Raw genomic sequence first — 19,637 nt, 5'->3', positions numbered from 1 at the left:
GTTTCGATCAAGACGACGCTGGGCGCCGGGGGCGGAGCGGGCTCTGGCGCTGGCGTCGGGACCCGTGGGGCGACGGAGCCGCACGCCGATAGCAAGAGGGCTGCGAGGAGCGATGGTGCGACGAATCGGCAGTTCATGGCATCGGGTGTGCGAGGAGGAAGGCCAGCACCGCCTCAGCGCGGGTGCAGGCGGATGGTACACCTCTCTCGGGGCCAGGCCTCGCGCATTGCCGGCCGCCCTCGAGTCTTCGAAGCCGAAGTCGCATGGGTACGAGGAAGAGGGGCGGCGCGAAGCCGGCGAAAGCAGTGTGATCACTCGTAGGGCACGTGGGCGATGACACCGGTCGTTGGCAGTCGTCCCTCGGCGCCGCAAGGCAAGAGCACACGTCCCGACGCTGCGAGCGTACCGGTGCACTCGAATTCGATGCTGGCGCCGTCGACCCGTACGTTGCAATCGGTGCCGACGTTCTCGCAGCTCAGGTGACGGGCGCGGTCGTTTCCTTCGGAGCGGCAGCGCGCCGGGCCCGGGCTGCTGAACACACGGGCTGGCTGAACCCGGGTCTTCTCGGCGTTCGGTACCAAGATGCTGAACTTGCCGCCGGCCCCCGCGCCGTACTGGTTCAAGAACGGCGCATCGAAGGTTCGGCTTGGCGAACCTTGTGGGCACTGGCCGCCCGGCAAATCGCGCGAGCTCTTCTCGGAGCGCTGGATGACCACGTCGACTCCGGGCGGGAGAACCGCACGCTTCGCCTCTGCGCCTGGGCGCGTGAGCTCGAGCGCATCGCTTTGTTTCACGATGTTGAGCTCCACCTTGCTTGCATCGGGTGTGCACGTCACGCTGCCCCCGCGTTCGTTCGGCGCCAAACGACATACGAACGGGCTGGGCACTTCGGCGACGCGCTCCTCGATGCTCAGCGCCTTCGCAACCACGTAGACCGTCGGTCGCTGGGACGGACCCTCCGCTCGGATCTCGAGCTCGAGCTGGATGGGGCGAGCGCCCGAGTCTGGAGTCGTGCTCGGAGCGGGCGGAAGCGCCGCAATCGTGCTGGATGGGGAGGGGGTCGCGGGCCCGCTCGTCGGAGCGCCGGGGGGCGAGGGTTCGTGGCTGATGCCGAATCGATAGTACGCGGCCGCGGCTAGGCCGAGGACGACCGCCAGAGCGGCGACGCGCACGCCAGCGCCCGAACCCTTCGGCTCGGGAGGCGGCCGCAATGACTCGAGGCGCTTCGCCTTCGCATCGACGCGCCGGCGCTCCTCTTCGACCTGCAGGCGTTCCTTCTCGACTCGCAGGCGTTCTTCCTCGGCGCGCTCTGCTTCCTCTTCGGCCTTCTGTGTGGCTTGCTCGGCGAGTCTTCGTTCTTCCGCAACGCGCTCGCGCTCCGCCTCCAGCGCGCTGCGCTGCTCCGCGATTTGGTTGCGCTCTTCCTCGAGCCGCTCGCGCTCGTCGTCCTGCTGCTGGTTACTATCAGCGCGCTCTGCTTCACGCGCAGCGTCCTCGGCGAGCTTGGCTTCCTCGGCGAGCTTGGCTTCCTCGGCGAGCTTGGCGTCCTCGGCGAGCTTGGCGTCCTCGGCGAGCTTGGCTTCCTCGGCGAGCTTGGCTTCCTCGGCGAGCTTGGCTTCCTCAGCGAGCTTGGCTTCCTCAGCGAGCTTGGCTTCCTCGGCTTGCTTCGCCTCCTCCGCCCGCCGGGCCGCTTCCGCGCGCATCCGCTCTCCGGCCGCACGCCCCGCTTGTTCCGCCTCTGCGAGCCGGGCCGCTTCCTCCGCCCGCCGGGCCGCTTCCGCGCGCATCCGCTCTCCGGCCGCACGCCCCGCCTGTTCCGCCTCTGCGAGCCGGGCCGCTTCGTCCCACTGCTCCTCTTCCGCGCGTTGAGCCTCCTCCGCTCGCTGCTGCGCTTTGGCCGCCCGCCGCGCGTGCAACTCCTGGATCGCTTCAGCGCGCAGTCGCTCGTGCTCGTTCCCGGTCGCTTCCTCCTCGGACTTGTGAGAGTCCGTGAGTGGTCCGGCGCTCGCCGCCAGTGCCGGTGTCGCCAGCGCGGGCTCGGGGGCAGAGCCCGCACTGCCACGAGCCGGGCGCGGCTCCGCCGTGCGCGTGTGGACGCGAACCAGCAGGGCCTCGAGCTTCTTCACTTGATCTTCGTTGGCCACGGCGGCCACAGCCTACAGCGGTCCGCAGAGGTCGGACACGTTTTGCGCCGGCGCTCCCCCCGGCTCGCTTCGTTCGATGCTTGCGCTCACCCGGGCGGAGGGGAGGGAGTAGGGGGCATGCGCTGCCGCTTTCCGTTGGCAATCCCTTCCGCTGGCCTGGGCCGCTCGCCGAAGTCCACTGAAGAGCCGCGTTGTGCGACGCCCCGCACGGGCCGTTGTGCGGAGTCCCGCACGACTCGCGGACCTCCGGGCAAGAACGCCCGGATAAGCTCCCAATTTGCCTTGGCCCCGCGCTTGCTAGCCCCTTCGCGGAGGTCACAAGTGAAGCTCACTCATGTCATTGTCTGCTCGGCGCTTCTATTCGGCGCGGCGTGCTCGGGCCCAAAAGGCGAGCCCGTCGAGTCGTCGAACCAAGCCGCCGAGCAGATCTTGCTCTACTACCCGCTCGACGAGTTCTTCCAGGGCGTGAGCTGCGATTGGGACTGCTACAAGAACAATGACGGGTCCTGGCACGCGGCCCTCGATCTCACGACCGGACCGGGCAAACAAACCATCCGCGCCGCGCTCGACGGTTGGCTCGACGTCCAGGCGAACGTGGGCGGTTGCGGCAACATGGCCGTCGTCACCCACGCTTCGGGCTACAGCGTGAAGTACTGCCATCTCTCGACCTTCGAGGGCGGTTCACGCCCGGTCCGGAGGGGTGACGTGCTGGGCCTCAGCGGCGCCACCGGATGGACCGATCCAGTGGGCTTTGATCACGTGCATTTCCAGGTTCGCGACGACAGCGGCGCTCCGGTGCATCCCGGTTGCCCGCCGGGGGTTGCTGGATGCAACGACGGCGTCAGTCGCTCCCTGTGGGCGGTCAGCAAGGGGCGCGTTGTGCGGGCGAGCGAGCGCGAGCACGGGCTCGATTTCGATGGCGACGGCTGCGAGGACATCGTTGCGCGCCGGGCTGGCGACCAGAGCCTGGCTCTATATCGCGGCGACTGCCACGCTGCGTACCGCTCCCAGAACCAGACGATCGGGACGGGCTTTGGCGATTTCGACCGCCTGCTCTCAGTCGGCGACTGGGACGGCGACGGCTGCGCGGATCTGATCGGACGACGCCGGAGTGACTCCAGCCTGCGGCTCTACGCCGGTGATTGCGGCGGCGGTTATTCCCGCGAGAACGTGCTGGTCGGCACCAGCTGGGGCGATTTCGAGCTGCTCACTTCGCCGGGCGACTGGGATGGCGACGGCTGTGCCGATTTGGTCGGTCGCCGGTCGAGTGATCACAGCTTGCGGCTGTACGCGGGCGATTGCGCCGGCGGTTACTTGCGCGAGAACGTGGTCATCGGAACCAGCTGGGGCGATTTCGATTTCGTGATGGGCGCGGGGGATTGGGACGGCGATGGCTGTTCAGATCTCGTCGGTCGGCGGACCAGCGACCAGACACTGAGGCTCTACGCCGGCGATTGTCACAGCGGGTATTCCAAGGAGAACGAGCTGATCGGCACGAGCTTCGGTGACTTCGATCTGCTGGTGATGAAGGACTGGAATGGTGACGGGTGCAGCGATCTGGTCGGTCGACGTGTGAGTGACGCGAGCTTGCGGATGTACGCCTCGAGCTGCACTGGTGGCTGGAGCTCCGAAAACGTCCTGATCGGCACCGAGTGGGGCGGAATGGACACGCTGCTGTGATGGGTCAGGAGCGCCTCGCCCGCGGCCGTACATGCAGCGGCCTCAGCCAACAGCTGACGCGGGATGGGCAACACCTCGGGGCAACATCGTGACGGGGCTGGGTCCGCCGCGAGCACGGGCGAGCACCCGGCGAGCACGCACGCGGCGCCGCCGGCCTCAGTCCGTTCCAGCATCGACCAGACACGGCGCGCCACTCACGGACCAGCTGCCGTTCACGCAGCTCGCCTTCGTCAGCTTGCCGATCGCGGAGCAGGTGTCGTAGCTGCACTCGCCGGGTACCGCGCAGACGTCGCAGGGTGCTCCCGGCTGCGGGGGCTGGCCTTCGGCGCTTGTCTCGCACTGCTGGGAGTCCCGGCGTGTGGCGGTGAAGATGGCGCTCGTTCGGGTTCAGGGGGCAGTGGTGGGGGCTGTGATGGGTCAGGAGCGTCTTGCCCGCGGCCCCGCTATCCCGTGCGCTTCCAGCTTGTCGATCAAGGTGCGCCGACCGATGCCGAGCAGCGCCGCCGCGCGGGTCTGATTGCCTCCGGCGCGCTCGAGGGCGTCCAGGATCTGTTGTTTCTCCAGCGCGCGCATGGCCGACCGTAAATCGGTGGCCGGTTCGGCGGCCGCGCTCGGTACCTGCTCCAGCATCAAGTGCTCGGGCTCGACCGCTCCGCCGCGGCTGAGCACCAACGCGCGTTCGACGGCGTTGCGCAGCTCGCGCACGTTTCCTGGGAATGGGTGGCGCATGAGCAAAGCGCACGCAGCGTCCGACAGCTCCGGTGCTGGTCTGGCCGTACGTGCTGCGGCCTCTGCCAAGAGCTGACGCGCGAGGGGCAACACCTCGGAGCGGCGCTCGCGCAGCGGCGGCAGCTCGATGGGCATCCCGGCGAGGCGATAGAACAGGTCACGTCGGAACTCGCCCTCCTCGACGCGCGCAGGCAGCGCGCGATTGGTCGCCGACACGAAACGCACGTCGACCTGCTTTGCGCGAACGCCCCCCAAACGTCGGAGCTGCCCGCTCTCCAGCAGGTGCAGCAACTTGGCCTGCGTTCCAAGGGGCATCTCTCCGACTTCGTCCAGGAACAACGTCCCGCCGCTGGCGCTCTCTGCGAGGCCCACTTTGGTCTCCACGGCCCCGGTGAAGGCGCCGCGTTCGTGCCCAAACAACTCGCTCTCGAGCAGCGCCTCCGGCAACGCTGCGCAGTTCACGCTCACGAACGGACCGGTTGCGCGCGGCGAAGCGCGATGCAGTGCCTGCGCTGCGATCTGTTTGCCCACGCCGGTCTCACCCAAAAAGAGCACGCTGATGTCACTCTGGGCCACGAGCGTGAGCAGCTCCGCCACACGATCCATGACTCCACCCCGAGGCCAGGGCGAGCGCTCCGAGCCAGGCGACGTGGCTCCGGTGGGGCGAGCGCTTGCGCCCGCCGCTCGAATGACGAGCGTGGCCACTCCGACGCTCACCAGCGCCCCGGGCTCGAGCGGTACGCGGGCGCCCTTGGGCAGCGCCTGAGTCCCGATGTGGGTGCCATTCGCGCTCCCGAGATCTTCGAGCTCCACGCTTTCACCCACCACGATGCGCACGTGAGTGCGCGATACCGACTTGTGATCGATCCGCAGCGAGCACTCGTGAGCACGCCCGACGATCAGCTCGGTGCCGGGTACGAGCTCCCGCTCAACTACGTGCCCATCCCACAGTGCGATTACGCGCAGACCGGCGCTCGGGTCCCCGGTGGTCCAGACGTGCGACGCCGTCCGCCCGGTCACCTCGAAATCTCGCTCTGTCATGCTGGACGCCCGGCCGCGCAGGGCGCGCTGAACTTCCCGCGCAAGCTCGCATGGTATCATGTCGCGGTGAGCGAGGACGCAGGGCAAGTCGTGCCCGGCGCCCAGATTGGGCGCTACACGTTGTATCGTCGGATCGCCTCGGGCGGCATGGCCACGGTTCACCTTGGACGCCTGGTGGGGCCGGTCGGTTTTTCGCGTACGGTGGCCATCAAGCGCCTGCACCGGCAGTTCGCCAAGGACCCCGGATTTCTCGCGATGTTCCTGGACGAGGCGAGGCTCGCCGCCAAGATCCGCCATCCAAACGTGGTTTCCACCTTGGACGTCGTCAGCGCCAGCGGCGAGCTGTTCCTGATCATGGACTACGTCGAGGGGGAGTCCCTCGCTCACTTGTTGCGAGGCGCGAGTCAGCGTGGGGAGTGCATGCCCCTACCCATCGCTCTTGGCATCGTGATGAGCATGCTGCACGGACTGCACGCGGCCCACGAAGCCAAGAGTGATGCTGGAGAGTCTCTCGGCATCGTGCATCGCGACGTCTCACCCCAAAATGTGCTCGTGGGTGTGGATGGGATCGCGCGCGTCGCCGACTTCGGCGTGGCCAAGGCCGCGAGGCGCATCCAAGAGACGGAAGTGGGCCAGCTCAAGGGCAAGATCGCGTACATGGCGCCAGAACAGCTGGCGTCCGGTCCGGTCGACCGGCGCGTCGACGTGTTTGCTGCAGGGGCCGTGCTCTGGGAGACACTAGTGGGCCGTCGTCTGTTCCACGCAGACCACCCGCTCGACGTGGCGCGGCTGATCAAGTCGCACGAGGTCTCGGCGCCGAGCAGTGAGAACCCCGAGGTGAGCGCCGAGCTCGACGCGATCGTATTGCGCGCCCTCGCGCCGAGCGCGGAGGCTCGCTTCGCGAGCTGTCGTGAAATGGTCATGGCGCTCGAAGGCGTGGTGCAGCCAGCGCCGCAGCGGGTGATTGGGGAGTGGGTCGAGGCCATCGCGCACACCTCGCTGAGCGAGCGGACTCGCATGCTCCGAGACGCTCAGGCCGACGAGCACGTGCGCGTCGCCGATCCGGTGTCGCTCGCGCGGGCTCTCGATCCTTCGGCCAATCACTCGGCGACGAGCCTGCTCGATGGGCCTCCGCTGGAAACGAGCCGCCCGAGCGCTCCGCTGAGTGGTGCCGACGACACACTCACGACGCCACTCGCTCAGTCGCCCTTCCCTCCCGTCTCGAGCCCTCCGACGGACGTTGCTCCCGCGCCAGCCACGGATTCCCAGATCACCGCTGCCGCGTCCTGGGACATGACTCCCAAGAAGGAGCGGCCGCGGCGTGCCGCGCTGCTCGGCGTGGCGCTCGGTGCAGTCGCTTTCGCGGGCGCCCTTGCGGGGTTCGTCGCAACCAGAGCTCCCGAACCGGAGCCTCAGACGCTCGTGCGAAGCCTGGGCTGGACCCGCCGGGTGCCGCTCGCCCATCCCGTCGAGCCCGAGCCCGCGAAGGCGCGGCCCTCGGAGGTCCCGACTGCGCGGGCGGCCCCGGTGGCCGACAAAGCAGCGCCATTGCGCCTGCCGGTGAAAGCGGCTGTCAAACCTCCGCCAAACTGCGATCCTCCCTACGTGAAAGGCGCTGACGGTATCGTGCGCTTCAAGCGGGAGTGCTTGAAGTGAAGGTTTGGCCGAGCGGCCTTCTCGTCATCCTCATCTGGGGCGCACCGGTCCGCGCCGAACCCGTCGATCGATGCCTTGGCGCCCACGAAGGCGGGCAGAAGGCCGAGCTGGAGAAGCAATTCTCCATGGCGGCTGACCGCTACCGCATCTGCGCCGCCGCGAGCTGCCCCGACCTCGTGCGCAGGGACTGCGCGGAGCGGTTGGCGGTGTTGGAGGCGAACCTCCCGTCCCTCTCGGTTCGAGTGCTCCGAGGCGGAGAGCCGCTTGCAGACGTCCGCTTGACCCTTGATGGAGACGAGATGAAGGGTGGAGACGCCGTGCGCGTGAAGGCCGGGGATCACGTCCTTCGCGTCAGTTCCTCGGATGGCGCAACGGACGAGCGTCGTATGACTTTGCAACGCGGCGAGCACCGCGAGCTGGAGCTCGAGCTGCCGTCGGCGCAGCACGACCCTTCACAAGAGGTTCGCCGCTCCGGCGGCGTGTTGCCGTATGTGCTTGGTGGCGTGGCGATTGCCGGGCTGGCGGGATTCGTCGGCTTCGCGCTGGCAGGCAAGGCGAAACAAAACGAGTTGAACGATTGCAAACCTCGTTGTCGGGACGGCTCGCTCTACGATGACATGCAGCGGCGTTACCTCTTCGCCGACCTATCGTTGGGCATCGGGCTGGCCGCGGGGATCGGCGCCTACCTGACACTTCCGACCGGGAAAACTTCCGGCAAGGACACGGGACGTCCAACCTTGTTTCACGTTGGGGGGCGTTTTTGATGAAACGCTGGTCGCTCGTCGTTCCGTTGCTCGTCGGTGGGTGCAGCCTACTCGCGCCGGAGCGTGACGAGTTTTATGCAGGCGAAGATCTGGACGGCGGCAAGCTCGATGGCGCGCCCGGTGGCGGTGGCGTAGCGGGAATTGCCAGCGGTCTGGGTGCCTGGGGTGGGACGAGTGGCGGGGCTGGCTCCGGCGGCTCTGTCGCAACCGGTGGAACTGGCCCGACCGGCGGAAGCGGCGGCACGACGCCCAGCGGCGGCGGCACCGGCGGCACTCTCACCGGCGGCACCGGGGGCGCGATGCCGACCGGCGGTGGCACGGGCGGCAGCGTCACCGGTGGCACGGGCGGCAGCGTCACCGGTGGCACGGGCGGCAGCGTCACCGGTGGCACGGGCGGCAGCGTCACCGGTGGCACGGGCGGCACGACGCCGAGCGGCGGGGGCACGGGCGGCACCACCGCGTGCAAGTTTGCCGGCGCGACCTGTAGCGCGGTCGAAGCGTGCTGCGGTCAGCTGCTCTGCCTGATGAGCAAATGCTGTGGCACCAGCCTCACCCCCTGCACCCAGGACTTCGAGTGTTGCGGCCCGACGTATGCGTGCTCAGTGACCACGAAGCAGTGCTGCAAAGTTTCGGGCTCGGCTTGCGCCAACAACAGTCAGTGTTGTTCGGGTGTTTGCAGCGCAACGGTCTGCCAGTAGCTCAACCCAGCGTGGGCGGATTGTCGCGGCTCGCCTTCCGCCGCATGATGCGCATCCTCCCATGACCTTCACCCCAAAACCCTGCGCCCACTGTGGTGGGCAGTCGTTTCACCTGGTGCCAAATCTTCAGCTCGAGTTCTGGCAGCCCACGACCACCTTCGGAGTTCGCGCGTCCCAGAAGGCGACCGGCGGCGCTCGCTGGACGATGACTCTCTTGATCTGCACGCACTGCGGCAAGACCGAGACCTTCACGGTCAACGCCGCAGAGCTCTGCCGGCACGTGCAAGGGTCCACCTCGATCAGTTCGTAGCGCACGCTCGGCGCTGAGCGCTCAGCTCGTCACGCCGACAGTGAAGCTGCCTTCGAACCGCGCGGCCCCGATCGTCCGCTTCCGAGTCACCTGTCCGGTCACGTGTCCGCCGAGCGCGGATGTTTTGGACAGGCTGCGCAAGGATCTGCGCCCATTCGCGGTCCAGCCGAGTGGCACGGACCTTGTAAACGCTCCCCACCGAAAGGCGGAAACAGCGTGACACAACAACGACACCACGAATCGAAGTGGCAATCGCTCGTCGGACTAGCGACGGTCCTCGCGACCCTGGCGCTGACCTCTGGCTGCTACAAAGCGACCTTCGTCGAGGACCCGTCGGCTGCGAAGCGAGCGCCGACGCACGAGGAGTGGTCCAACCACTACGTGTTCGGCTTGGTCGGGGACAAAGAATACGACACCCGCGATTGGTGTCCGAACGGAACGGCCGCGACGCGAACCGGCGGCAACGTCGGGACGACCGCGCTCACCGTCGTGACGCTCGGCATCTACGCGCCGCGCAAGGTGTACGTGACGTGCGCGCCCGACCAGATTGCGCACGCCGGCGAATCCAACCGAGAAGAGGCCAAACAATGAAACGCATCGCATGTCTGCTGATGACCACCATCGCACTCGCCACGAGTGGCTGTTACTCCACGACGATCCACAACGGCAAAGCCGTCGGCGAGGCACCCATCGAGGGCGACCAGCGCTGGCATCACGGCTTCGTTGGTGGAACGGCAGAGGCGAGCGGCCCCTATCAACTCGCCAAGATCTGTCCCGAAGGCTGGGCCGAGATCAAGACCCACACCTCGTTCGGAAACGGACTGCTCGATGTAGTCAGCATCGGCCTGTACAACCCGCAGACTGTCGATGTGAAGTGCGCCGCGGGCACAAAACCGAAGACCACCGCTGCCGCTGAGTCGGCTCCAGCGGGCGGGAGGTTTCAGTCCCGTCCCATCGCTGCTACGCACTGAGCGGGCAGATGCGAGGCAGGACGGCAGCGATCTGCGCAGGGCTCGTGGTGGCGGTGTTCACCCGAGCCGCGGCGGGCGACTCCGGCAGCGAGTCCGGTGGAGCTCCAGAGGTGACAGAGTCGCCTTGGAGCTTCTTTCCCATCATCGCGTACAGTCCCGAGACGAGCGCGATGCTCGGTGCCGGGCTGGTCTACACCTTCGACGTCGACGGGCACCCGGCGCCGACCGGGCCGAAGGCGCGCAAGTCCGCCATCGCGTTCGTGAGCGCCTACACTTTCGAGAACCAGTTCTTCGTTTCGGCGTCTCCGAGTGTCTATTGGGATGCAGAAGCCTGGCACGCGGAGGGTGACCTGAACGCCTCGCTCTTCCCCAACACGTTCTACCCGGTGGGCAACGCCACGCCGGCGGGTAGCGCCGAAGACTACACGGACACGGGGTTCGTAATCCGTGGGGCCTTGACGCGTCGGCTCGTCGGTAGCTTCCGGACTGGCGGTCAAGCCGGAGTGTTCACGAGCAAGATCACGGAGAAACAATCGGGCGGAGATCTGGATCGAGATCGCGTGCTCGGCAGTGATGGCGGGCGACTCGTCGGAATCGGCCCGGTGCTCCGCTGGGACAATCGGGACAACGACTTCGCAGCCCGGAGCGGCGCGGTCTACTCCCTTTCCGCTGCCTACTTCGCCGAACCCTGGGGCAGTCAGTTCGACGTTTCCAAGTACGAGCTCGACCTGCGTCAGTTCATTCCACTCGGGGGCGCGCACGTGCTCGCCGCGCAGCTCTACGGCGAAGCAAACCTGGGCAGGGTGCCGTTTCAAGCGATGGCCACCTTGGGCGGCGCGAACTTGATGCGAGGCTACTTCGAGGGTCGCTATCGCGATCTTCACATGCTCGCGGCGCAGATCGAGTATAGGCTTCCGCTCTTCTGGCGCTTCGGCGGCGCGGCTTTCGTCGGCGCTGGCGACGTGGCCCACGAGCTCGACGGGTTTCGCTTCGAGGATCTGAAGCTGGCCGGCGGAACCGGCGTGCGCTTCTCCCTCAACGACGCCGACCGCGTGAACCTGCGCTTCGACGTTGCGGGCACCTCGTCGGGCGACGTGAACTTCTACATCGCCCTTGGCGAAGCGTTCTGAGCGCGTCGCGCCCTGGCCGTGGGGCCTTCAGGTCCGTCGCTCGTGGTCCACGGCCAACGTGCGATCGCTCCCGCTCACCGGCTGAGCCGCGGCGCGGCTGGACCGCACCAGCTCCCCGTGAGCGGTCCACCAAGCGTGAGCGTCGCTCGCACTCCAGGCACCCACTCCGACGTTCCGCAGGCGCTCCTGCAGCTCGGCTGCCGTTTGCGGCCGCTGCTCGCGGTCCTTCGCGAGGCAATCGAGCACCAGCTGCTCGAGCAAACTCGGAACGGGCATTCCCAGGCGTTCCGATGGCGGAACCGGCACAGCTTCCAGGTGCTTCAGGCACACCTCGACAATGGCCGAACCTGAGAAGACATGTTGACCCGCCAAGAGGTAGTAGCCCACCGCCCCAAGGGCGTAGATGTCGCTGCGACCGTCGACGCTGTCCGGCGCGCGAATCGACTCCGGCGACATGTAGAGCGGCGTGCCGAGGATTGAATCCGCCTTCGTCTGGAGCACTCCGCCGTCGGCTTCGAGCTCTTTGACCAGGCCGAAGTCAACGACTTTGGGCACGTCGGGCACGCCGCCCTGCTGGCACAGGATGATGTTGGCCGGCTTGATGTCCCGGTGGATCAGCCCGACACCATGCGCCTCCGCGAGCGCCCCAGCGACACACGCGAGCACATGCACGACACGCTCGGCCGGCATGGGCCCCGTCGCCTCGACGACCTCCGCCAGGTCCGCCCCATCGAGGAGCTCCATGGCGTAGTAGAACGTGCCGTCGGGCGTGCGACCGTAGTCGAAGATCGTGACGGTGTTCGGGTGGCTCAGGCGCGCCGTCTGGCGTACTTCGCGCTCGAAACGCATCAGGTTCTCGGTCCCCGCGCGCTCCGGGTGCAGGAGCTTCACTGCGGTGTCGCGACGCAACATCGCGTGGTGCGCCCGGTACACCGCGCCCATGCCTCCCTCGCCCAGCCTGTCTTCGAGCGTGTACTGTCCCAGCTGACGGGCCTCGAGCACCTGCCGCTGCAGGCCGTAGATCACCCGCGACACCACGGCCGAGGCGACGGCAAAGGCGAACGTCCACAGGAACACGAACGCGGGCTCGGGCTGGCTCTCGGGCCCGCGGCGCCAGTAGCCCAACGTCACGAGCAAGGAGGCTACGATCCCGACCAGCAACGTCTTCTGGCCGGTGCTCGGCACGATCGCTGCGCGAGCCACGACGGCGAAGGCCACGCTCAGCGTAGGGCCTGGGAGGTTCATCGAGGGCGGGAGTGTTGCGAGCAACCCGACCACCATCAGGCACAGCCCCAGGGTGCACGCAACGTCGGTGACCGAGAGCATCATCAGCGAGCGCTCGCCTTGGCGGACGAAGAGCCAGGCAGCGAACAGCCCTAGGACCAGCACGAGGTGGATGATCAGGCCGGGCTCGAGCACACCGCGCGGGCCGTTCCTGAACGTGACCCCCAGCGCGTCGATCACGTAGAAGCTGCTGAGGAGCACGAGCAGCGACTTCACGAAGAGCGCGACACGTTCCTGCTGAAACTCGCGCGGATCAGTCGAGGATGGCGCACTCTGGCCGAACACTCGGTTCCACAGCGACGGAGAATCAGACGGCTTGACCATGTGCGCGCGAGGGACGCGATGATACTCGCCCGCGCGCGGACTGCCATCATCGCGTCGCTCAACGCTTGAATCGAACGCGCACGCTGGTACCGGTCTTCACCTGACGCCCTGCTTTGTCGATGGCTGGGTCGAAGAGGCCGGTGCGGAGGCACGCTCTGGCGGCCGCGCCAAAACCCTGACCTCCGGGAGACTCTTGCGCCACCGACAGCGTCGCAATCGAGCCATCGGCCGCCACGACGACGACCAACGTCACCAGCGCCGCGTCGGCGTCGGCGGAGCGCGGGTAATAACCGGCGCAGTCGGTGCCATTCCGCAGTGTGGGGCCTCGACTCAGATCCGATGCAGGCGTCAGGTCGCTCTTCGAAACGGGTCGGCTGGGGCGCGGCGCGGGTGCTGCGGCGGGCGCTGCCCGCGGCGTCGCGCCGTGCCCACCGTGGTCGCCGCTACCGCCTCTCGCGACCACGCCGCCGGCGTAGCTCGAACCGTTCGGGTCCGTCACGAAGTCCACTGGCTCTGTCGCGTTCGGGACCGGTGTGTCGGCCTTCGCTGTGAGCACATTTCCCGCGCGGCCCGGCGGCGGCGCATTGGTGTTCGGGCGCCGGCGCGGGTCCGCTTCGGCGGGCCTCGGCTGTGTCGCCTTCGTGTCATCGGTCGCCTTCTCCGGCTCCTCGACTTTCGGCGGAGGAGGAGGCGCTGGCGGTGGAGCCAGCTCGATCTCCGTGACCAGGACCGCCGGCTTCGCTCGAGACTTCGCTCCGCTGAAGCCAAGCGCGAGACCGACGTGCACGCTCAACGCGAGACCCACGGCGACACTGAAGCGGCGGGCGGCCTTGGGGTCAGCGCGGGACATTTCCAGGCCGTCCTTCATCGAGACTCCTCGCTGCCGGCTCGGCAGCAAACGCGATGCGTGTCACGCCACTCGAGCGAAGCTCGTCGAGCACGTGCATCACCGATGCGTGCGGGGCGCTGCCCGCGGCTTGAAGCACGGTGCGAAGCTCGGGGTTATTCTGGTTGGCTTGCTGGGCGATCCGGCGGAGCTCCTCATCGCCGCCGAGCTCCCGACCGTCGGCGTAAAGCCGCCCGCGCTCGTCGAGAGAAACCGTCAAGACCGTCTGAGTCGCCCCGGCGGTGGCCGCCCGCGGCAGGTCCATCGGGAGCCCCTGCTGGGTGATCAGCTTGGCCGTGACCATGAAGACCACCAGGAGCACGAGCACGATGTCGACGAGCGGAGTGACGTTGATGCTGGCGACGATCTCGTTGTCGTCGTGGGTCTGGAAAGCAGCCATGATCACGCCTCACTTCCGGCCGCACGCGTCGGGCGCGCCAGGCTCAGGGACGGACGTCGGGACGAAGGGGGAGCCACCTCCAGTGGACGCCCTTCGCGCTTGCGCTTCAGCCACGAGAGGAGCACGCGACCGAGGGCGTCGGTGTTGACGCTGATGGCCTTGATGCGCCGCTGGAAGTAGTTGAACGCGACAATGGCTGGAATCGCGACGGCCAGGCCGACGGCGGTTGCCACCAGCGCTTCGGCGATGCTCGCCATCACCTCCGCCGAAGCTCCAGCGGTCGCTGCGGCGTGCCCCGCCTCGCTCAGACGCTCGAACGCCATGACGATGCCAATCACCGTGCCCAGGAGCCCGATGAAGGGCGCGTTGCTACCCAACGTGCCCAGATACGCCAGACCTCGCTCGAGCTTCATGCGCTCCATCGAGCCCGCGCCCGCCATCGCCTCTGCTGCTGATTCGGCGCCGTCCTCCGCCTTCATCAACCCGGCCAAAACGACCCTGGCTTCAGTCGATGCCTGCTTCGCGAGCTCCTGCCGAGCAGCGTGGACGTTACCCGCCGTGAGCTGAGCGTCCAGCTGACTCGCGAGCCGCTCGACGTCTCCGGCCGAGCGGAAGAAGAACCACGCGCGCTCGATGATGATGGCCAAGCTCACGACGCTGAGCGCGAGCATCAAGTAGAGGATCGGCGATGCCCCCATTGCAAGCATCAGGGCCTTGGCGCGAATGACGATGTTCATCGTGATGATCTCCTTCGGTACCGGGCAGCCATCGCACGCGGCGTGCCAGCCGGGGTTCGAGTCCAGACCCCGCGTTTGCCCGGGTTTTCCCCCGGGTGTCCGGCGCGCATGCCGGACGCTCGTCCCGCTGCCGGACACGTGTCCGCTGTCCGGCGGCCGCTTCGTCGTCGCGTGAGCTCCGGGCCTCGGCGGTTCGCCGCGCGTTTCGCACTCACTTCGTGCTTCCCACACCGCGGTCCTCACGTTGGCGCGCGGCTTGCTGAAGCGTGTCGTCGGCAATCGTCGCCCGCGTCTCGCGTGACCTACCGCCAACCAAAGGTGATCTATGTCGCTCCGCTCGCTTCGCCCGATGAGTGCTCTCGCACTGTCTCTTGTTTGCTTCGCGCTCTCGGCTGCTACTCGGGTCGAGGCTCAGCCGGACACTGATGCAACCGAGCAGAAGCTTGTGGCACCCGAGCTCGTCGAGCGCGTGGAGCCGGAGTATCCCGAGTCCGAAACGGCGGCAGGCGCGAGCGCCCACGTCGAGCTCCGCCTGTCGATCGACGAGCAAGGCGCGGTTACCGACGTGGAGGTCACCCGGTCCGCCAACGCGGCGTTCGACGCCGCCGCCGTTGCTGCGGCGCGACGGACCCGGTTCAAGCCCGCCACGAGGAGTGGACAGCCCATCCCGGCGCGCATCCCCTTCCGGCTCGAGTTCAGCTATCAACCGCCGAAGCCCCAACCCAAGGCCCCTCCCCCCAAGCCCGCAAACAAGCCGTCACCCCGGCCCGCCGCGGTGACCACTCCGCCGAGCGACCTGCCCACGACCGAGGTCGAGATCGTCGGAGCGCGCCCGGCTCGTGAGGTCACCCACCATGAGCTCGACCGCAAAGAAGTGACGCGCATGCCGGGGACGAACGGAGATGCGTTGCGGTCGGTGGAGAGCCTGCCGGGCGTGGCGCGCGCACCGGGTGGCATGGGTGTGCTCTTGGTGCGGGGCACAGGACCCGAGGACTCGGCGGTCTTCGTCGACGGCACCTCGATCCCCATCGCCTATCACTTCGGCGGGCTCACCTCGGTACTGCCGTCCGAGCTTCTCGAGCGCATCGACTTCGTGCCTGGAAACTTCGGCCCGGAGTACGGCCGCGCCGTCGGCGGCATCGTCGACATTGGTCTTCGCTCGCCCAAGAAGGACCGCTTTCACGGCATGTTGCAGCTCGATCTGCTCGACGGTCGAGTGCTGGCCGAAGCCCCAATCGGCTCGAAGACCCGCGTGCTCTTCGCGGGGCGACGCTCGTGGATCGACGCCTGGATCGGCTCCGTGCTCGAGAAAGGCGGCGGCGTCGGCGTCTCCACCGCGCCGGTCTACTACGACTATCAGGCGATGGTTGAGCACGACGTGACCAAGAACACGACGGCGCGCGTCACCTTCTTCGGTTCCGACGACCGCATGCGTTTTGTGCTCAACGCACCCGACCCGAAGGACCCGGCGTTCGGCGGGAACTTCGGCGAATCGCTCAGCAGCCAGCGCGTGCAACTCCGCACCGACACCCACTTCGGCGAGAGCTCGCGTTGGCTCAACACCGTCTCGGTCGGTCGCGACAACCACAAATTCGACGTCGGCGCGGCGCGGCTGGATCTGACGTACAAGCCGGTTGCGGTGCGCTCCGACCTGAGGATCCCGCTGACGACGGGTCTGAAGTTGATCGGCGGCCTCGACATGCTCTGGATGGAGACGGACGCCGACTACTTCGGCCCGGCAATTCAGGAGTATGGCGACAGCCCCGGGCCAATGTTCGCGCAGCCCTACAACGCGCTCAGGACCAGCACCACCCGCTTCCTGCCCGCCGCTTACGCCATGCTCGAAGTGTCGCCCACGCCGGGCCTGAAGCTCATGCCCGGCGTGCGCGCTGACTACACCAGCGACATCGGCCAAACTCGCGTGAGCCCGCGCCTGTCCGCGCGCTGGGACGTCGCGTCGGGCTTCCCCCGCACCACCATCAAGGGAGGCCTTGGCCTCTATCATCAGCCGCCCCAGCCCTACCAGAGCATCGAACCCTTCGGCAGCTCCTCGATCTCTCACGAGCGCGCGGTGCACTACGGTCTCGGCTTCGAGCAGGAGCTCTCGCGCAGCGTCGAGTTGTCACTCGACGGTTTCTATCGGCGCATGACTGATCTCGTGGCCGAACGCCCGGATGCGACGAAGGCCAGCGGTCGGTCGTACCAGAACACCGGGTCCGGGCGGGCCTTCGGCGGTGAGCTGCTGCTGCGCTACAAGGCCGACGAGCGTTTCTTCGGCTGGGTGGCGTATACGCTGTCGCGCAGCGAGCTGCGCTCCGCCGATTCCGAGCCCACTCACCTCAGTCAGTGGGACCAAACTCACATCCTCACGGCCCTTGGGAGCTACCAGCTTGGTCGCGGGTGGAGCCTCGGCGCGCGCTGGCGCTACACGAGCGGCACCCCGTACACCCCGATAGAAGCCGCGGTGTACGACGCGGACGCAGGCGCCTACCAGCCGAGCTACGCCGGCAAGTACTCCGGGCGCACAGCCGCGTACCACACGCTCGACGTGCGCGCCGAGAAGACCTGGACGTTCACCAGCTGGAAGCTCAGCACCTACGTGGACGTGCAGAACGCTTACAACCGCAAGAACCCCGAAGGGCGTTCCTACAACTACAACTACTCGCGGTCCGACGCGATTGCCGGACTGCCCATTCTTCCGATCGTCGGATTGCGAGGTGAGCTGTGATCAACAGGAGCTGGATTTCGGGCCTGATGGGCCTCTTGGCAATGACTTTGGCGGCGTGCGGTGACGACTTCGACCCCGGCTCCCGAGTCACGGACTTCCGACTGATCGCCGTCCAGGCCGACGCGCCGTTCGCTGCGCCCGGAGAACAAGTTCACTTGCGAGTGCTCTACCATGAGCCCTTCGGGCGGCCCGTGAGCTTGACTTGGATGACCTGCAACAACCCGAGCGACCCCTCGCCGATCGGCTGCTTGCAGAAGATCGCGGCGGACGCGCTGAGCAGCGGGCAGAGCCCGGCGGCACAGCAGGGAGTCGGGCTCGACGAGATCGACACGAGCATTCCCACGACTGCGCTCGACGGCGTGCCGGACTCGGCGCTCGGGAACGCAATCGTCGGCGTCGTGACGCTGGCTTGCCCTGGCACGCTCTCCGAACGGGACCCGGCCACGCTGAGCAGCGGGGAGTTGTCCTTCCGCTGCAACGAAGCGGGGACCAATGCAGAGCTTCCGTACGAGCGCTGGGCCGTGGCGGTCAAGCGCATCTTCTTGCGCCGCACGGACAGGAACCAAAACCCCGGCATCGAGCAGGTGAACTGGGACGGAGCGCCGTGGCCCGACACCGAGGTCAAGATCGTGCGCCCCTGCAAGAACAACCCCAACAAGCTGGACGACTGCGACGGAGGGGAGCGTCACCGTGTGTCGGTCGCCCTCACCCCCGGTTCGGCAGAGTCCGGTCACGACGAGCTCGGGCGCGATTTCGAGGAGCAGGTCGTCATTCAGTACTACGCGACCGAAGGCACCTTCGAGTTCGACGCGCGTACCGACGAATCGCCAAACAACCGCTGGGTTGCCCGCAGGGCCGCTTCGGGCCAGACCCACACGATGTGGTTCGTCGCTCGGGACAACCGCGGCGGCAACTCCTGGACCTCGCGACAGGTTCAGGTGCTTTGAGCCGCGAAGCGAGGCCTCAAGCGCGGGACAGGGTGAGCTTGGTGCGTGAACGCGCCAGCCGCCCATCCGGCGGTTTGGTGCCCGGCAAGATGATGGTCACCTGCGCCCCGCCGCCCTCGCGATTGGCGAGACTGATCGTGCCGCCGTGGGCATGGACGATCTCCCGCGAGAGGGCGTGTCCCATCCCACTGCCTTTTGTTTTGGTGGTGTAGAACGGCATGAAGGCACTCTTGAGCGATTCCTCGGTGAAACCTGGACCTCGGTCCGCCAGCTGAATGCGGGTAGAGCCGTCGAGCTCTTCCCTGACGCGAAGCTCGACGTCCGCCTTCGGACTCCCCGCTTCGACGGCGTTCTTGATCAGGTTGATCAGCACCTGCTCCAGCTGTGTGGCATCGAAGTAGCCCGGGGCGGCGCTGGGCTCGGGCAAAGAAATCTCCGGGTAGAGCTCCTTCAGGTGCTGCAGAAAGCTGCCCCACTCGACATTCCGCGGCTGCGGCACGGGCAGGCGGGCGAGTCCGGAATAACCCTCCAGGAATGCGTGCAGGTGTTTGGTTCGCTCTTCGATGGTGTCGAAGACGGACGCGAGCTTGGCCGCGTGCTCGGGCCGCTCGGCGATCAGCCGCGCGGAATTGACCAGTGATGCGATGGGTGCGAGGGAATTGTTGACCTCGTGGCTGATGACTCGCACGACGTTCTTGAGTGTCGACACCTCGCGGCGCGAGATCTCCCGCGTCAGGTTCCTGACCACCAAGAGCGTGACCTCCTGGCCATCGAGGTCGTAGGCGCACCGGCTCAAGTGAAAGGTCTCCGTCTGCTGCTCGACCTCGAAAGTGAACAGACGATCCGACCCATCCAACAAGGCCTGAGACAAGGCCGCCGGCGCTCGCCCAGCCAAACGCAAGAAGTTCTGTCCGGCTGGGTCGGTCCCCTCGAAGAACAGGTCCCTCGCCGCGCCGTTTGCGTAGCGAATCCTGCCGGTGTCCGAGTACAGCACCAGCGCGTCCGGATTCAGATCCGCGACGCTCGCTGCGAGCGTCGCCGGCGGCGTCGTACCACGCCTCGAGAGGACCGCGACCAGCAAGCCGACTACGGCGCCGGCGCCGAGCGCCTCGTGCAGCGGTCGGGCCGCGATGCCGAGCGCGCCTGCCACGATCACGGCGACCAGCATGGGGAGCAGGTTGAACGGCAGCATCATGACGGTGTGCCCT

At 67.3% G+C, this 19,637-nt stretch carries 17 protein-coding genes; 10 read left to right on the top strand and 7 right to left on the bottom strand.

Features of this window, described 5'->3' with window-relative positions; genetic code table 11:
* Positions 1-311: 311 nt before the first annotated feature.
* Positions 312-2,144, bottom strand: a complete 1,833-nt coding sequence (locus IPI67_31425; GenBank protein MBK7584685.1) for a hypothetical protein — start codon at positions 2,142-2,144, stop codon at positions 312-314.
* Between the two features lie 321 nt (positions 2,145-2,465).
* On the opposite strand from IPI67_31425, the gene IPI67_31420 reads away from it, so the two are divergent.
* Positions 2,466-3,824 carry a VCBS repeat domain-containing M23 family metallopeptidase gene (locus IPI67_31420; GenBank protein ID MBK7584684.1) on the top strand — a complete coding sequence of 453 codons (1,359 nt, stop codon included), beginning with the start codon at positions 2,466-2,468 and terminating at the stop codon, positions 3,822-3,824.
* A 417-nt stretch (positions 3,825-4,241) separates the two neighbouring features.
* Here the strand turns inward: IPI67_31420 and IPI67_31415 are convergent, their stop codons facing one another.
* The gene (locus IPI67_31415) at positions 4,242-5,594 is read right to left on the bottom strand and encodes a sigma 54-interacting transcriptional regulator (protein MBK7584683.1); all 1,353 of its coding nucleotides are present in this window, start codon (positions 5,592-5,594) and stop codon (positions 4,242-4,244) included.
* Between the two features lie 66 nt (positions 5,595-5,660).
* Between IPI67_31415 and IPI67_31410 the strand changes: the two genes are divergently transcribed.
* The 7 genes from IPI67_31410 to IPI67_31380 all read left to right on the top strand — a co-directional run bounded on the left by IPI67_31410 (position 5,661) and on the right by IPI67_31380 (position 11,123).
* Positions 5,661-7,250 (top strand): protein kinase, encoded by a 1,590-nt coding sequence (locus IPI67_31410; protein ID MBK7584682.1) that lies wholly within the window; start codon positions 5,661-5,663, stop codon positions 7,248-7,250.
* Positions 7,247-8,014 (top strand): hypothetical protein, encoded by a 768-nt coding sequence (locus IPI67_31405; GenBank protein ID MBK7584681.1) that lies wholly within the window; start codon positions 7,247-7,249, stop codon positions 8,012-8,014. Before IPI67_31410 ends, IPI67_31405 begins: the two co-directional genes overlap by 4 nt.
* Positions 8,014-8,712: a hypothetical protein gene (locus IPI67_31400; protein ID MBK7584680.1), complete on the top strand. Its 699-nt coding sequence runs from the start codon at positions 8,014-8,016 to the stop codon at positions 8,710-8,712. Before IPI67_31405 ends, IPI67_31400 begins: the two co-directional genes overlap by 1 nt.
* A gap of 61 nt (positions 8,713-8,773) precedes the next feature.
* Positions 8,774-9,022 (top strand): hypothetical protein, encoded by a 249-nt coding sequence (locus IPI67_31395; GenBank protein ID MBK7584679.1) that lies wholly within the window; start codon positions 8,774-8,776, stop codon positions 9,020-9,022.
* A 216-nt stretch (positions 9,023-9,238) separates the two neighbouring features.
* The gene (locus IPI67_31390) at positions 9,239-9,613 is read left to right on the top strand and encodes a hypothetical protein (protein ID MBK7584678.1); all 375 of its coding nucleotides are present in this window, start codon (positions 9,239-9,241) and stop codon (positions 9,611-9,613) included.
* A complete protein-coding gene (locus tag IPI67_31385) occupies positions 9,610-9,993 on the top strand; it encodes a hypothetical protein (protein MBK7584677.1) in 384 nt (127 codons plus the stop codon). Before IPI67_31390 ends, IPI67_31385 begins: the two co-directional genes overlap by 4 nt.
* Positions 9,994-10,001: 8 nt before the next feature.
* On the top strand, positions 10,002-11,123 hold the full coding sequence (locus tag IPI67_31380; protein ID MBK7584676.1) for a BamA/TamA family outer membrane protein: 1,122 nt from the start codon (positions 10,002-10,004) through the stop codon (positions 11,121-11,123).
* Positions 11,124-11,150: 27 nt separating this feature from the next.
* Here IPI67_31380 and IPI67_31375 read toward each other — a convergent pair whose 3' ends face one another.
* From IPI67_31375 to IPI67_31360, 4 genes are read right to left on the bottom strand one after another with little or no spacing between them, the layout of a single operon-like run.
* Positions 11,151-12,731 carry a serine/threonine protein kinase gene (locus tag IPI67_31375; protein ID MBK7584675.1) on the bottom strand — a complete coding sequence of 527 codons (1,581 nt, stop codon included), beginning with the start codon at positions 12,729-12,731 and terminating at the stop codon, positions 11,151-11,153.
* Between the two features lie 58 nt (positions 12,732-12,789).
* Entirely contained in the window at positions 12,790-13,599 is an 810-nt protein-coding gene (locus tag IPI67_31370) for a hypothetical protein (protein ID MBK7584674.1), read from the bottom strand.
* Positions 13,568-14,017: a biopolymer transporter ExbD gene (locus tag IPI67_31365; GenBank protein ID MBK7584673.1), complete on the bottom strand. Its 450-nt coding sequence runs from the start codon at positions 14,015-14,017 to the stop codon at positions 13,568-13,570. The genes IPI67_31370 and IPI67_31365 overlap by 32 nt, the downstream gene beginning before the upstream one ends.
* 2 nt (positions 14,018-14,019) lie before the next feature.
* Positions 14,020-14,754 carry a MotA/TolQ/ExbB proton channel family protein gene (locus IPI67_31360; GenBank protein ID MBK7584672.1) on the bottom strand — a complete coding sequence of 245 codons (735 nt, stop codon included), beginning with the start codon at positions 14,752-14,754 and terminating at the stop codon, positions 14,020-14,022.
* A 445-nt stretch (positions 14,755-15,199) separates the two neighbouring features.
* Here IPI67_31360 and IPI67_31355 point away from each other — a divergent pair, with 445 nt between their 5' ends.
* Together IPI67_31355 and IPI67_31350 are read left to right on the top strand one after the other, a co-directional pair.
* Positions 15,200-17,482, top strand: coding sequence for a TonB family protein (locus tag IPI67_31355; GenBank protein MBK7584671.1), 2,283 nt, complete (start codon positions 15,200-15,202; stop codon positions 17,480-17,482).
* Positions 17,479-18,429: a hypothetical protein gene (locus IPI67_31350; protein ID MBK7584670.1), complete on the top strand. Its 951-nt coding sequence runs from the start codon at positions 17,479-17,481 to the stop codon at positions 18,427-18,429. The genes IPI67_31355 and IPI67_31350 overlap by 4 nt, the downstream gene beginning before the upstream one ends.
* 16 nt (positions 18,430-18,445) lie before the next feature.
* On the opposite strand, the gene IPI67_31345 is transcribed toward IPI67_31350, so the two are convergent.
* The gene (locus IPI67_31345; protein ID MBK7584669.1) at positions 18,446-19,624 is read right to left on the bottom strand and encodes an ATP-binding protein; all 1,179 of its coding nucleotides are present in this window, start codon (positions 19,622-19,624) and stop codon (positions 18,446-18,448) included.
* Between the last annotated feature and the right edge of the window lie 13 nt (positions 19,625-19,637).

The sequence above is a fragment of the Myxococcales bacterium genome, from assembly GCA_016706225.1.
In the GTDB taxonomy this organism is placed as follows: Bacteria; Myxococcota_A; Polyangia; order Polyangiales; family Polyangiaceae; genus JADJKB01.
This window is presented reverse-complemented; position numbering and strand designations above follow the sequence as displayed.